We start from the raw sequence: 12,656 nt of genomic DNA, 5'->3' as shown, positions 1-12,656 counted from the left end.
GGCCACAAGGGCCGGTTTTTTTGTGCCTCGACGTTGCGCCTTACAGGGCGGCAGCATTCTCGGTCAGGTAAGCGGCAACGCCTTCAGGCGAAGCGTTCATGCCTTTGTCGCCTTTCTTCCAGTTGGCCGGGCAGACTTCGCCGTGCTCTTCGTGGAACTGCAGCGCGTCGACCAGACGGATCAGCTCTTCCATGTTGCGGCCCAGCGGCAGGTCGTTGACGATCTGCGAGCGGACGACGCCCTTGTCGTCGATCAGGAACGCGCCACGGAACGCCACGCCGCCTTCGGACTCAACGTCGTAGGCCTTGGCGATTTCGTGCTTCATGTCGGCAGCCATGGTGTATTTCACCTGGCCGATGCCGCCGTTGTTGACCGGGGTGTTGCGCCAGGCGTTGTGGGTGAAGTGCGAGTCGATCGACACGGCGACCACTTCCACGTTGCGCGCCTTGAAGTCGGCCATGCGGTTGTCCAGGGCGATCAGCTCGGACGGGCAGACGAAGGTGAAGTCCAGCGGGTAGAAGAACACCAGGCCGTATTTGCCTTTGATGGCCGAGGACAGGGTGAAGCTGTCGACGATCTCGCCATTGCCGAGTACGGCCGGAACGGTGAAGTCAGGGGCTTGTTTGCCTACGAGTACGCTCATGGATATCTCCTGGTGTATAGACTTGAAGTTCAGGGTCCGGGCCAGCCTGCCACCCTCAGGCGACAGCCCTGTGACACGGATCCTCTTCGCAAGGGCCGACCATCATACACTGCACGTTTGTCCTGTCCTCAAAGGTTTTTCGCGGACGGGCCCCGGCGCAGTGCAGGCAACGGGCCACACTTCGCCGTTCGTCAGCCATCCGTCGCCGTGTCAAAAACGCCCGGGAAAGCACTTTGACAATCATTCTCGTTAACATTAAGATCCATCGCAATCGAGTCACCACCAGCGACGGTTATCCCTTATGTATGTTTGCCTCTGCACTGGCGTCACCGACGGACAGATCCGCGAAGCGATCTATGAAGGTTGCTGCAGCTATAAGGAAGTCCGCCAGGCCACCGGCGTGGCCAGCCAATGCGGCAAATGCGCTTGCCTGGCGAAGGAAGTGGTTCGCGAAACCCTGACCAAGCTGCAGACCGCCCAGGCCGCGATCCCCTATCCGGTAGAATTTACCGCCGCATAAACGCCCCCCATTCGAAGAACCGGACATATGTCCGGTTTTTTTATGCCTGAAAATCAATTGCTTAGCGTGTAGACGCAGAACACAAACATTCTTATTCCGATTAAATTTCATATATTATTCAATAACTTAGGTTTGACACCCGTAGTTGTCGGGATCAAACTCTGCCGCATATACAGCTATTACAGGGCAGGACTCCCATCATGAAAGGCGACGTTACAGTCATCCAGCATCTCAACAAAATCCTTGGCAATGAACTGGTCGCGATCAATCAGTACTTCCTGCATGCGCGCATGTATGAAGATTGGGGCCTGAACAAACTCGGCAAGCACGAGTACAAAGAATCCATCGACGAGATGAAGCACGCGGACAAGCTGATCAAGCGCATCCTGTTCCTGGAAGGCATTCCGAACGTGCAGGATCTGGGCAAGCTGTTCATCGGCGAGAACACCCCGGAAATGCTGGAATGCGACCTGAAGATCGAGCGCACCGGCCACGCCGACTTGAAAGTGGCGATCGCCCACTGCGAATCCGTCGGCGACTTCGGCAGCCGCGAACTGCTGGAAGACATCCTTGAATCCGAGGAAGAGCACATCGACTGGCTGGAAACCCAACTGGGCCTGATCGACAAGATCGGCCTGGAGAACTACCTCCAATCGCAGATGGGCGACGACGAGTAAATGAGCGCCTGCTGAACGCGAGCCAACAAAAAGCCCCGCCTCTCGAAAGAGGGCGGGGCTTTTTGTTGGCTCGCGGGATTCGGCGTTGGCCGAAACCCGCAGGCAAGGATCAAGCGTCGGTCTTGGCCGCAGCAGCCTTGGCGGACGCGTCCTTGATCAGGGTCTGCAACTCACCGTTGGCGAACATCTCAGCCATGATGTCGCTGCCGCCGACCAGTTCACCGGCGACCCACAGCTGCGGGAACGTCGGCCAGTTGGCGTACTTGGGCAGGTTGGCGCGGATTTCCGGGTTCTGCAGGATGTCGACGTAGGCGAACTTCTCGCCACAGCCCATCACGGCCTGCGCGGCTTTCGCGGAGAAGCCACACTGCGGGGCATTCGGCGAGCCTTTCATGTAAAGCAGAATGGTGTTGTTGGCAATCTGCTCTTTAATCGTTTCGATGATATCCATGGAGCACCTCGGCTGAACTTTCCGACTCATGGGTCGGCACGGTGGCGCATTGTAACGGAATCCCGAGCGCCCTGCTCGGTCTCCCCGCCGACTTGTTCATGCCGCCGCCACCGTCACCGGCACGCCGTTGAGCGCCGCATTGCCCGACAGCTCGTCGAGCTGGCACTCATCGGTCAGGTCGTTGGCGCTGGAGCCCGGCTGGCCGCTGGCGATGGCCATCTGCACGCCCGGGCGCGCATGCCCCCAGCCGTGCGGCAGGCTGACCACGCCTTTCATCATGTCCAGGCTGCCCAGCACCTCGACCTCGATCTGCCCGACCCGCGAACTCACCCGAACCCGTTGCCCGTCGCTCAAGCCACGCGCGGCGAGATCATCCGGGTGCATCAGCAACTGATGACGCGGCTTGCCCTTCACCAACCGATGGAAGTTGTGCATCCAGGAGTTGTTGCTGCGCACATGACGGCGCCCGATCATCAGCAACTCATCCGGGGCCGGAGCCCGCTGGGCGGCGAACCGGGCAAGGTCGGCGAGGATCGGCGCCGGTGCGGCCTGGATCGTACCGTCGGCGGTCTTCAGCCGCGCCGCCAGGTTAGGCTGCAACGGCCCCAGGTCGACGCCGTGGGGATGGTCGGCCAGCGTCGCCAGCGACAGCTTCTGCGCGGCCCCGTCGCCGTAGCGGCCCATGCGCAGGCCCATGTCGATCATCTGCGCCGGCGCCATGGTCGGCTTGAGTTCCTTGCCGGTTCGTTGCGCAAAGGCCTTGGCCAGGCCGACGAAGATCTCCCAGTCGTGCAGCGCGCCTGGCGGCTTGGGCAGGATCGCCCGGTTGAAGCGGGTGACGTTGCGCACCGCGAACAGGTTGAACGTGGTGTCGTAGTGATCATTCTCCAGCGCCGAGGTCGAAGGCAGGATCAGGTCGGCGTATCGCGTGGTCTCGTTGATGTACAGGTCGAGGCTGACCATGAACTCCAGCCCGTCCAGCGCCTGCTCCAGCTGACGGCCGTTCGGCGTGGACAGCACCGGGTTGCCGGCCACGGTGATCAGCGCGCGGATCTGGCCTTCGCCTTCGGTGAGCATTTCCTCGGCCAGCGCCGACACCGGCAGCTCGCCGCCGTACTCGGGGCGCCCCGACACGCGGCTTTGCCATTTGTTGAAGTGCCCGCCGGACGTGGACGCCACCAGATCCACCGCCGGTTCCGTGCACAGGGCGCCGCCGACGCGGTCGAGGTTGCCGGTCACCAGGTTGATCAATTGCACCAGCCAATGGCACACGGTGCCGAACGCCTGGGTCGAAACACCCATGCGGCCGTAGCAGACGGCGCTGGGCGCAGCCGCGAAATCCCGGGCCAACCGGCGGATCTGCTGGGCCGGCACCGCGCACAGCGGGCTCATGGCTTCGGCGGTGAACGGCGCCACCGCCGCACGCACGTCATCCAGGCCGCTGACCGGCAGATGACTGTCGCGGGTCAGGCCTTCATCGAACAATGTGTTGAGCAGGCCGAACAGCAGCGCCGCGTCGCCGCCGGGCCGCACGAACAGGTGCTGGTCGGCCATGGCCGCCGTCTCGCTGCGCCGGGGATCGACCACCACCACTTTGCCGCCCCGGGCCTGGATCGCCTTCAGGCGCTTCTCCACGTCGGGCACGGTCATGATGCTGCCGTTGGACGCCAGCGGATTGCCGCCCAGGATCAGCATGAACGCAGTGTGGTCGATGTCCGGGATCGGCAGCAGCAGGCCGTGGCCGTACATCAGATGGCTGGACAGGTGATGGGGCAATTGATCGACCGACGTCGCGGAATAGCGGTTGCGGGTCTTCAGCAGGCCGAGGAAGTAGTTGCTGTGGGTCATCAGCCCGTAGTTGTGCACGCTGGGGTTGCCCTGGTACACGGCGACCGCGTTCTGGCCATGACGCTCCTGAATGGCCGCCAGCCGCTGCGCCACCAGCGCAAAGGCCTCATCCCACTCGATGGGCAACCATTCGTCGCCGACCCTGCGCATCGGTTGGCGCAGGCGGTCGGGATCGTTCTGGATGTCCTGCAGGGCCACAGCCTTGGGGCAGATATGGCCACGGCTGAAGCTGTCCTGGGCATCGCCCTTGATCGAGGTGATCGCGACGGTGCCGTCGGTTTCGGTGGTTTCGATGGTCAAGCCGCAGATGGCTTCGCACAGGTGGCAGGCACGGTGGTGGAGAGTCTTGGTCATGGCCAGTCTCTGTCTTGTTCTGGGCGGACGCTGTCGGCCGCGGGAACAAAACTATGGCGCGGGATCCGGGCCGCCGCCAGCGACGTTCGTCCTGTGAATCGACGCCCATCAGGCGGGCCGATGGCGACGCACGGTCAACTGGACGGCAACTGCGGCGGGGCCTGCAGCTGGATTTCCTGGATGGTTTCGATCTGCTCGTGGGCGACATGCACGCCGGTCAGTTCGCCGATCAGCCGCCAGTGCTCGTCGAGCCCGGTGCTGATGGTGGCCATGCGATCGATCATGTGGCGGCCGGCGGCCCTGATCACTTCGTCGTCGCTGCGCAGCAGTTCGAACGACATCGAGGTGACCGACGCCGTGAGATGGGTCAGCGAGCGTGCCGTGTGGCCCAGCAGTTCCATTAACAGTTGCTCTTTCGATTCCATGCGGAGGCTTCCTGCGTCGCTCGTGATTTATTTATAACCCAGCACTTTGCTTTAGCAAATGTTTCACCCCATCCATTCGACCAAACGGATCGGTGACGCACCGGCCGCAAACCGACCAGGGCCGTGCCATCCCCGCCACGCTTGATTGCCAAGGCCGTCGGCGCCAGTGTACAAAGGGGTCGCTGCCGACCGGAACCGGTTCAAGCGACGCACTCCAGACGGCCTTATCGCGCCGTCGAATTCCGCGAAAACCTTCGCCTATTGGAAAAACGCGACATTTAGTGTCAATATCGCGCCTTCCCCTATTTCGTCGCCCCCGTGCGGCTTACGCCGCAGGTCTCGCCCGTTGTTAAGAAAAACAAGGCTTTGAGCATCTGCGGTCCGTAGCAAAAAGGTAGTCAATGATGAGCGCAAGGCACTTTCTCTCCCTGATGGATTGCACGCCCGAAGAGCTGGTCAGCGTGATCCGTCGAGGCGTTGAGCTCAAGGACCTGCGTAACCGCGGCGTACTGTTCGAGCCCTTGAAAAACCGCGTCCTGGGGATGATCTTCGAGAAGTCCTCGACCCGCACCCGGATCTCCTTCGAGGCCGGCATGATCCAGCTCGGCGGCCAGGCGATCTTCCTGTCGCCGCGCGACACCCAACTGGGTCGCGGCGAGCCCATCAGCGACTGCGCCATCGTCATGTCGAGCATGCTCGATGCGGTGATGATCCGCACCTTTGCCCACAGCACCCTGACCGAATTCGCCGCCAACTCCCGGGTGCCGGTGATCAACGGCCTGTCGGACGACCTGCACCCGTGCCAGCTGCTGGCCGACATGCAGACGTTCCTCGAGCACCGCGGTTCGATCCAGGGCAAGACCGTGGCCTGGATCGGCGACGGCAACAACATGTGCAACAGCTATATAGAAGCGGCGATCCAGTTCGACTTCCAGTTGCGCGTGGCCTGCCCGGAAGGCTACGAACCCAACCCTGAATTCGTCGCCCGCGCCGGCGACCGCGTGACCATCGTCCGCGACCCGCAGGACGCCGTGCGCGGCGCGCACCTGGTGAGCACCGACGTCTGGACCTCCATGGGCCAGGAAGAGGAGACCGCCAAGCGCCTCAAGCTGTTCGCGCCGTTCCAGGTCACCCGGGCCCTGCTGGACCTGGCCGCCGAGGACGTGCTGTTCATGCACTGCCTGCCCGCACACCGCGGCGAAGAAATCAGCCTCGACCTGCTTGACGACCCGCGCTCCGTCGCGTGGGATCAGGCAGAAAACCGTCTCCACGCACAGAAGGCCCTGCTCGAGTTCCTCGTCGAACCGGCATATCACCACGCATGAGCCATGAATTACTGCTGAACCTGCGCAACCTCGCTTGCGGCTATCAAGACCAACGCGTGGTGCAGAACCTCAATCTGCACCTCAACGCCGGTGACATCGGCTGCCTGCTCGGCTCCTCCGGCTGCGGCAAGACCACCACCCTGCGCGCCATCGCCGGCTTCGAACCGGTGCACGAAGGGGAAATCCAGCTCGGCGGCGAAACCCTCTCCAGCGCAGGCTTCACCCTCGCGCCGGAGAAGCGCCGGATCGGCATGGTGTTCCAGGACTACGCGCTGTTCCCGCACCTGAGCGTGGCGGACAACATCGCCTTCGGCATCCGCAAGCATCCGCACAAGGAGCGCGTCACCGAAGAGCTGCTGGAACTGGTCAACCTGAAGAACCTGGGCAAGCGTTTTCCCCATGAGTTGTCCGGCGGCCAGCAACAACGTGTCGCCCTCGCCCGCGCTCTGGCGCCGGAGCCGCAGTTGCTGCTGCTCGACGAGCCGTTCTCCAACCTCGACGGCGAGCTGCGGCGCAAGCTCAGCCGCGAAGTGCGGGACATCCTCAAGGCCCGAGGCACCAGTGCGATCCTGGTGACCCACGACCAGGAAGAGGCCTTCGCGGTCAGCGACCACGTCGGGGTGTTCAAGGAAGGCCGGCTGGAGCAGTGGGACACGCCCTACAACCTGTACCACGAACCGGCGACCCCGTTCGTCGCCTGCTTCATCGGCCAGGGCTACTTCATCCGCGGCCAGCTCAGCAGTCCGGAGTCGGTGCAGACGGAGCTGGGCGAACTGCGCGGCAACCGGGCCTACACCTGGCCGGTGGGCGGCGCGGTGGACGTGCTGCTGCGGCCGGACGACATCGTCCATGCCCCGGACAGCGCGCTCAAGGCGCGGATCGTCGGCAAGACGTTCCTCGGCGCTTCGACGCTGTACCGCCTGCAACTGCCGACCGGCGCGCAGCTGGAATCGATCTTCCCCAGCCACGAGGATCATCAGGTCGGGGCCGATGTGGGCATCCGCGTAGCCGCCGAACACCTGGTGCTGTTCCAGGCCTCGGGCAGCATGGCGGCGCAGATCCCGGCGTTGGAGAGCGGCGTGCGGCGGTACAGCACCGCCCACTGAATCAAGCCAATCCCTTTTCCGCAGTGCCGGCCCTATCGCTGGCAATTCGAGTCGTCGCACCGCAGCTCCCACAGGTTATTGTGGTGTACAGGGATTCTGCGAATACCGTGATCCCTGTGGGAGCCAGCCTGCTGGCGATGGCGGTGAGTCAGTCACCCAGATATCGGCAGTGCCGACGCCATCGCTTGCAGGCTACTTCAGCGTCAAAGTGCCGCTGGCCACCAGCGTCGCATGCCCGCCGATCTTCACCCGCTCGCCTTCCAGCCGGCAGAACAGTTCCCCGCCCCGCGCCGAACGCTGGCAGGCGGTGAGGCGGGTTTTGCCCAGCCGCTTGGACCAGTAGGGAATCAGGCTGCAATGGGTGGAACCGGTGACCGGGTCTTCGTTGATGCCGATGGCCGGGGCAAAGTAGCGCGAGACGAAGTCATGCTGGCTGCCCCGCGCGGTGACGATGGCGCCCAGCCACGGCAGTTTGGCCAGGGCGGCCATGTCCGGTTTGCAGTCGAGCACGGCCTGCTCCGACTCCAGCACCACCATCAACTCGTTGGAACTCAGGACATCCACCGCCTGAACGTTCAGCGCCCGCTCGATCTCCACGGTGACGCCCCGCTCCACTGCTTCGATGGCCGGGAAGTCCAGCCACAGCGTGTCGCCTTCGCGGCTCACGCTCAACGGCCCGGACTTGCAGGTGAAGTCCAGACGTTCGACGGTTTCCTTATAGATGTCGAACAGCACATGGGCGCTGGCCAGGGTCGCATGGCCGCACAGCGGAACCTCGGTGGTCGGCGTGAACCAACGGATGTGCCAGGCCTGCCCTTCGCGCACCAGAAACGCGGTTTCCGCCAGGTTGTGCTCGGCGGCGATCTTCTGCATCAGATCGTCCGCAAGCCAGGCATCGAGCCGGTAAACCATCGCCGGATTGCCGCTGAACGGCCGATCGCTGAACGCATCGACCTGATGAAACGCTAGCTGCATAACCTTCTCCCTTTGTCTGTCGGCCGAGCATGCCGTGGCGACCGGTTCCGCGCCAGAGACAGAGTCCGCCGATTTCCGTCATACAGAGTCGATGCGTCTTACGCGCGGCCGATGTCGGCGAACCGGGCCTGGGTGTGTTCGGCCAGCACCGTCGGCGCCAGTTCGACCTCCAGCCCACGGCGGCCCGCGCTGACATAAATGGTCGCAAAAGGTTGGGCCGAGCTGTCGATGAACGTGCGCAGGCGCTTTTTCTGCCCCAGCGGGCTGATGCCGCCGAGCAAATATCCCGTGGAGCGTTGCGCCGCCGCAGGATCGGCCATTTCGACTTTCTTCACCCCCGCCGCGTGGGCCAGCCCCTTGAGGTCGAGGCTGCCGACGACCGGCACCACCGCCACCAGCAGCTCACCCTTTTCGCTGGCCGCCAGCAGCGTCTTGAACACCTGAGCCGGATCCAGCCCCAGCTTTTCCGCGGCCTCCAGCCCGTAGGAGGCCGCCTTGGGATCATGTTCGTAACTGTGCACGCGATGTTCGGCACGAACTTTTTTCAACAAGTCCAACGCAGGGGTCATGGCAGCTCCAGGCTCGGCGGTCAGGGAAAAGCGATGCGCCGGATTCTAGGCCATCGAAGCGCAAAAGGCTCTACCACAAGCCACGATTCCTGTGGCCTGCAGACACGTTTCATGCGCAGGCGGAAAACCGCCCGCCCGATCATTCATGCGACTGATAGTTTATTTGTGACCGATGGTTCACTTTCGACCTTTGACAGCAGTGTTTCTTGTCTATATTTTTTCGAATCTGAATAATGCGGCAAATGTCTTCACCGCAGCACCCAGCAGCAGACCGGGAACAGGATGGGGATCCTGCCCCGGTGAAAATCGCGCCTTGCCCCGTCGGCAACCGCGCCAGACAACAAAAAGAACCGAGGTTTTCAATGACAACTGCGTTACGGCAACCATCACTCTCGGGCCAGTGCCTGGCCGAGTTTCTGGGTACTGCACTCCTGATCTTCTTCGGCACCGGCTGCGTCGCGGCGCTCAAGGTCGCGGGCGCCAGTTTCGGCCTGTGGGAAATCAGCATCATCTGGGGCGTCGGCGTGAGCATGGCGATCTACCTCACCGCCGGCGTGTCCGGCGCGCACCTGAACCCGGCCGTGAGCATCGCGCTGACCCTGTTCGCCGACTTCGACAAGCGCAAGCTGCCCTTCTACATCCTTGCCCAGGTCGCCGGCGCGTTCTGCGGCGCGCTGTTGGTGTACACGCTGTACAGCAACCTGTTCTTCGATTTCGAACAGACCCACCACATGGTGCGCGGCACCCCGGCCAGCCTGGAACTGGCGGGCGTGTTCTCGACCTTCCCGAACCCGGTGCTGTCGACCGCCCAGGCGTTCCTGGTCGAGGTGATCATCACCGCGATCCTGATGGGCGTGATCATGTCCCTGACCGACGACAACAACGGCCTGCCGAAAGGCCCGCTGGCGCCGCTGCTGATCGGCCTGCTGATCGCCGTGATCGGCAGCGCGATGGGCCCGCTGACCGGCTTCGCGATGAATCCGGCCCGCGACTTCGGCCCCAAGCTGATGACTTTCTTTGCCGGCTGGGGTGAAATTTCCTTCACCGGCGGACGCGACATTCCGTATTTCCTGATTCCTGTTTTCGCACCGATCGTCGGTGCCTGCCTCGGCGCCGCCGGGTACCGCGGGCTCATCGCCCGTCACCTGACCGGCGCCACACCTGCTACAAAGGATGCAGAACCGGCCATTGACGGCAAACCGAGAACCTCTTGATCCCGTCGGCGCAGGTTCCTGCCCCTTGCGAACCTGCGCCCCGGCCCACTCTCCCTTTTTATCGTCCAAGGCAATCGACATGACCGACACACAGAACAAGAACTACATCATTGCCCTCGATCAGGGTACGACCAGCTCCCGCGCGATCATCTTCGACCGCGACGCGAACGTGGTCTGCACCGCCCAGCGCGAATTCGCCCAGCATTACCCGCAAGCCGGCTGGGTCGAACACGACCCGATGGAGATCTTCGCCACCCAGAGCGCGGTGATGGTCGAAGCCCTGGCGCAGGCCGGCCTGCACCACGACCAGGTGGCCGCCATCGGCATCACCAACCAGCGCGAGACCACCGTGGTCTGGGACAAGAACACCGGCCGCCCGGTGTACAACGCCATCGTCTGGCAGTGCCGCCGCAGCACCGAGATCTGCCAGCAGCTCAAGCGCGACGGCCACGAGCAGTACATCCGCGACACCACGGGCCTGGTCACCGACCCGTACTTCTCCGGCACCAAGCTGAAGTGGATCCTGGACAATGTCGAAGGCAGCCGCGAACGCGCGCGCAACGGCGAGCTGCTGTTCGGCACCGTCGACAGCTGGCTGATCTGGAAATTCACCGGCGGCAAGGTCCACGTCACCGACTACACCAACGCCTCGCGCACCATGCTCTTCAACATCCACACCCTGGAGTGGGACTCCAAGATGCTGGAACTGCTGGACATCCCGCGCGAGATGCTGCCGCCGGTCAAGGCCTCGTCGGAAATCTACGGCCGCACCAAGAGCGGCATCGCCATCGGCGGCATCGCCGGCGACCAGCAGGCCGCCCTGTTCGGCCAGATGTGCGTGGAGCCAGGCCAGGCGAAGAACACCTACGGCACCGGCTGCTTCCTTTTGATGAACACCGGCGACAAAGCGGTGAAGTCGCAGCACGGCATGCTCACCACCATCGCCTGCGGCCCACGCGGCGAAGTGGCCTACGCCCTGGAAGGCGCGGTGTTCAACGGCGGCTCCACCGTGCAGTGGCTGCGCGATGAGCTGAAGATCGTCAACGACGCCCACGACACCGAATACTTCGCCAACAAGGTCAAGGACAGCAACGGCGTGTACCTGGTGCCGGCCTTCACCGGCCTGGGCGCGCCGTACTGGGATCCGTATGCCCGCGGCGCCCTGTTCGGCCTGACCCGCGGCGTGCGCGTGGACCACATCATCCGCGCCGCGCTGGAGTCGATCGCCTACCAGACCCGCGACGTGCTCGACGCCATGCAGCAGGACTCCGGCGAACGCCTCAAGGCCCTGCGCGTGGACGGCGGCGCCGTGGCCAACAACTTCCTGATGCAATTCCAGGCCGACATCCTCGGCACCCAGGTGGAGCGCCCGAAAATGCGCGAGACCACCGCCCTCGGCGCCGCCTACCTGGCCGGCCTGGCGTGCGGTTTCTGGGGCAGCCTGGACGAGCTGCGCGACAAGGCGGTGATCGAACGCGAGTTCGCGCCGACCCTGGACGAAGCCGCCAAGGAAAAGCTCTACAAGGGCTGGAAAAAGGCCGTCAGCCGCACCCGCGACTGGGAGCGCGAAGACGCTGAATAAGCCAAGCTTGAGATCCCGATAGGGTCCGAACTTGGCCGGGAGGTGATTCCTGCGGCATCATGGGCAAATTTTGCACGGCAGCCCAAAGGAAGCCCCATGAATCTGCCTCCCCGTCAGCAGCAAATCCTCGAACTGGTCCGCGAACGCGGCTATGTCAGCATCGAGGAAATGGCCACGCTGTTCGTAGTCACCCCGCAGACCATCCGCCGCGACATCAACCAGCTCGCCGAAGCCAACCTGCTGCGCCGCTACCACGGCGGCGCCGCCTACGACTCCAGCGTCGAAAACACCGCCTATGCGATGCGCGCCGACCAGATGCGCGACGAAAAGCAACGCATCGGCGAAGCCATCGCCGCGCAGATCCCCGATCACGCCTCGCTGTTCATCAACATCGGCACCACCACCGAATCCATCGCCCGTGCCCTGCTCAACCACAGCCACCTGAAGATCATCACCAACAACCTGCACGTCGCCTCGATGCTCAGCGCCAAGGATGACTTCGACGTGCTGCTGACCGGCGGCAATGTGCGCCGCGACGGCGGCGTGGTCGGCCAGGCCAGCGTCGACTTCATCAACCAGTTCAAGGTGGACTTCGCCCTGGTCGGCATCAGCGGCATCGACGAGGACGGCAGCCTGCTCGACTTCGACTACCAGGAAGTGCGGGTGTCCCAGGCGATCATCGCCAATGCCCGGCAGGTGATCCTGGCGGCCGACTCCAGCAAGTTCGGGCGCAACGCCATGATCCGCCTCGGCCCGATCAGCCTGATCGATTGCCTGGTCACCGACCAGCAGCCGGTGCCGGCGCTGATGCAACTGCTGAACCAGCACAAGGTTCGCCTGGAAGTCGTCTGACCCCTTCGTTGCTCGGCGTCTTCACTGACGCCATCGCGGGCGCCCCATCCGCGCTCTAACGCGCATTTCGTGTTCGAAAATTTTCCTTTAGCCTTCCTTCGATGAGTTTTTTCAA

The 12,656-nt window shown here is 63.3% G+C and carries 13 protein-coding genes; 7 read left to right on the top strand and 6 right to left on the bottom strand.

The genetic code is table 11. The annotated features are described in order from the left end of the window. Window positions 1-40 precede the first annotated feature (40 nt). On the bottom strand, window positions 41-643 hold the full coding sequence (locus tag CAG31_RS09475; RefSeq protein WP_085580234.1) for a peroxiredoxin: 603 nt from the start codon (window positions 641-643) through the stop codon (window positions 41-43). 301 nt (window positions 644-944) lie between these two features. Between CAG31_RS09475 and CAG31_RS09470 the strand changes: the two genes are divergently transcribed. After that, window positions 945-1,163 carry a bacterioferritin-associated ferredoxin gene (locus tag CAG31_RS09470; RefSeq protein ID WP_003227725.1) on the top strand — a complete coding sequence of 73 codons (219 nt, stop codon included), beginning with the start codon at window positions 945-947 and terminating at the stop codon, window positions 1,161-1,163. Between the two features lie 200 nt (window positions 1,164-1,363). Then, window positions 1,364-1,840 carry a bacterioferritin gene (bfr, locus tag CAG31_RS09465; protein ID WP_085580232.1) on the top strand — a complete coding sequence of 159 codons (477 nt, stop codon included), beginning with the start codon at window positions 1,364-1,366 and terminating at the stop codon, window positions 1,838-1,840. A 109-nt stretch (window positions 1,841-1,949) separates the two neighbouring features. On the opposite strand, the gene grxD is transcribed toward bfr, so the two are convergent. The 3 genes from grxD to CAG31_RS09450 form a co-directional block, all read right to left on the bottom strand. Then, window positions 1,950-2,291 (bottom strand): Grx4 family monothiol glutaredoxin, encoded by a 342-nt coding sequence (grxD, locus tag CAG31_RS09460; protein ID WP_085580230.1) that lies wholly within the window; start codon window positions 2,289-2,291, stop codon window positions 1,950-1,952. A 96-nt stretch (window positions 2,292-2,387) separates the two neighbouring features. Next, window positions 2,388-4,493 carry a molybdopterin oxidoreductase family protein gene (locus tag CAG31_RS09455; protein ID WP_085580228.1) on the bottom strand — a complete coding sequence of 702 codons (2,106 nt, stop codon included), beginning with the start codon at window positions 4,491-4,493 and terminating at the stop codon, window positions 2,388-2,390. A gap of 134 nt (window positions 4,494-4,627) precedes the next feature. Continuing rightward, entirely contained in the window at window positions 4,628-4,918 is a 291-nt protein-coding gene (locus tag CAG31_RS09450) for a hypothetical protein (RefSeq protein ID WP_085580226.1), read from the bottom strand. A gap of 404 nt (window positions 4,919-5,322) precedes the next feature. Between CAG31_RS09450 and argF the strand changes: the two genes are divergently transcribed. Both argF and CAG31_RS09440 read left to right on the top strand, forming a co-directional pair. Beyond that, a complete protein-coding gene (argF, locus tag CAG31_RS09445; protein ID WP_085580224.1) occupies window positions 5,323-6,243 on the top strand; it encodes an ornithine carbamoyltransferase in 921 nt (306 codons plus the stop codon). Beyond that, the gene (locus CAG31_RS09440) at window positions 6,240-7,349 is read left to right on the top strand and encodes an ABC transporter ATP-binding protein (protein WP_085580222.1); all 1,110 of its coding nucleotides are present in this window, start codon (window positions 6,240-6,242) and stop codon (window positions 7,347-7,349) included. Before argF ends, CAG31_RS09440 begins: the two co-directional genes overlap by 4 nt. A 192-nt stretch (window positions 7,350-7,541) precedes the next feature. Here the strand turns inward: CAG31_RS09440 and CAG31_RS09435 are convergent, their stop codons facing one another. Together CAG31_RS09435 and ybaK are read right to left on the bottom strand one after the other, a co-directional pair. Continuing rightward, window positions 7,542-8,324, bottom strand: coding sequence for a PhzF family phenazine biosynthesis protein (locus CAG31_RS09435; RefSeq protein ID WP_085580220.1), 783 nt, complete (start codon window positions 8,322-8,324; stop codon window positions 7,542-7,544). Between the two features lie 98 nt (window positions 8,325-8,422). Further along, window positions 8,423-8,893, bottom strand: a complete 471-nt coding sequence (gene ybaK, locus CAG31_RS09430; protein WP_085580218.1) for a Cys-tRNA(Pro) deacylase — start codon at window positions 8,891-8,893, stop codon at window positions 8,423-8,425. A gap of 362 nt (window positions 8,894-9,255) precedes the next feature. Between ybaK and CAG31_RS09425 the strand changes: the two genes are divergently transcribed. From CAG31_RS09425 to CAG31_RS09415, 3 genes are all read left to right on the top strand, one after another. Beyond that, window positions 9,256-10,107: an MIP/aquaporin family protein gene (locus CAG31_RS09425; protein ID WP_085580216.1), complete on the top strand. Its 852-nt coding sequence runs from the start codon at window positions 9,256-9,258 to the stop codon at window positions 10,105-10,107. A gap of 79 nt (window positions 10,108-10,186) precedes the next feature. Then, window positions 10,187-11,689 (top strand): glycerol kinase GlpK, encoded by a 1,503-nt coding sequence (gene glpK, locus CAG31_RS09420; RefSeq protein WP_085580214.1) that lies wholly within the window; start codon window positions 10,187-10,189, stop codon window positions 11,687-11,689. Window positions 11,690-11,785: 96 nt separating this feature from the next. Further along, window positions 11,786-12,541, top strand: a complete 756-nt coding sequence (locus CAG31_RS09415; protein ID WP_085580212.1) for a DeoR/GlpR family transcriptional regulator — start codon at window positions 11,786-11,788, stop codon at window positions 12,539-12,541. The last annotated feature ends 115 nt before the right edge of the window (window positions 12,542-12,656 follow it).

The sequence above is a fragment of the Pseudomonas sp. R25(2017) genome, assembly GCF_002112565.1.
Taxonomy (GTDB): domain Bacteria; phylum Pseudomonadota; class Gammaproteobacteria; order Pseudomonadales; family Pseudomonadaceae; genus Aquipseudomonas; species Aquipseudomonas ekonensis.
The sequence above is the reverse complement of the archived record's forward strand: the minus strand, read 5'-3'. Positions and strand labels throughout refer to the sequence as shown.

Excerpts from the sequence above, each read along its gene's own strand:
- CAG31_RS09475 (WP_085580234.1), bottom strand. The coding sequence starts at position 643 with ATGAGCGTACTCGTAGGCAAACAAGCCCCTGACTTCACCGTTCCGGCC.
- CAG31_RS09470 (WP_003227725.1), top strand. The coding sequence starts at position 945 with ATGTATGTTTGCCTCTGCACTGGCGTCACCGACGGACAGATCCGCGAA.
- CAG31_RS09435 (WP_085580220.1), bottom strand. The coding sequence starts at position 8,324 with ATGCAGCTAGCGTTTCATCAGGTCGATGCGTTCAGCGATCGGCCGTTC.
- glpK (WP_085580214.1), top strand. The coding sequence starts at position 10,187 with ATGACCGACACACAGAACAAGAACTACATCATTGCCCTCGATCAGGGT.
- grxD (WP_085580230.1), bottom strand. The coding sequence starts at position 2,291 with ATGGATATCATCGAAACGATTAAAGAGCAGATTGCCAACAACACCATT.
- argF (WP_085580224.1), top strand. The coding sequence starts at position 5,323 with ATGAGCGCAAGGCACTTTCTCTCCCTGATGGATTGCACGCCCGAAGAG.
- CAG31_RS09425 (WP_085580216.1), top strand. The coding sequence starts at position 9,256 with ATGACAACTGCGTTACGGCAACCATCACTCTCGGGCCAGTGCCTGGCC.
- CAG31_RS09455 (WP_085580228.1), bottom strand. The coding sequence starts at position 4,493 with ATGACCAAGACTCTCCACCACCGTGCCTGCCACCTGTGCGAAGCCATC.
- CAG31_RS09440 (WP_085580222.1), top strand. The coding sequence starts at position 6,240 with ATGAGCCATGAATTACTGCTGAACCTGCGCAACCTCGCTTGCGGCTAT.
- CAG31_RS09415 (WP_085580212.1), top strand. The coding sequence starts at position 11,786 with ATGAATCTGCCTCCCCGTCAGCAGCAAATCCTCGAACTGGTCCGCGAA.
- CAG31_RS09450 (WP_085580226.1), bottom strand. The coding sequence starts at position 4,918 with ATGGAATCGAAAGAGCAACTGTTAATGGAACTGCTGGGCCACACGGCA.
- ybaK (WP_085580218.1), bottom strand. The coding sequence starts at position 8,893 with ATGACCCCTGCGTTGGACTTGTTGAAAAAAGTTCGTGCCGAACATCGC.
- bfr (WP_085580232.1), top strand. The coding sequence starts at position 1,364 with ATGAAAGGCGACGTTACAGTCATCCAGCATCTCAACAAAATCCTTGGC.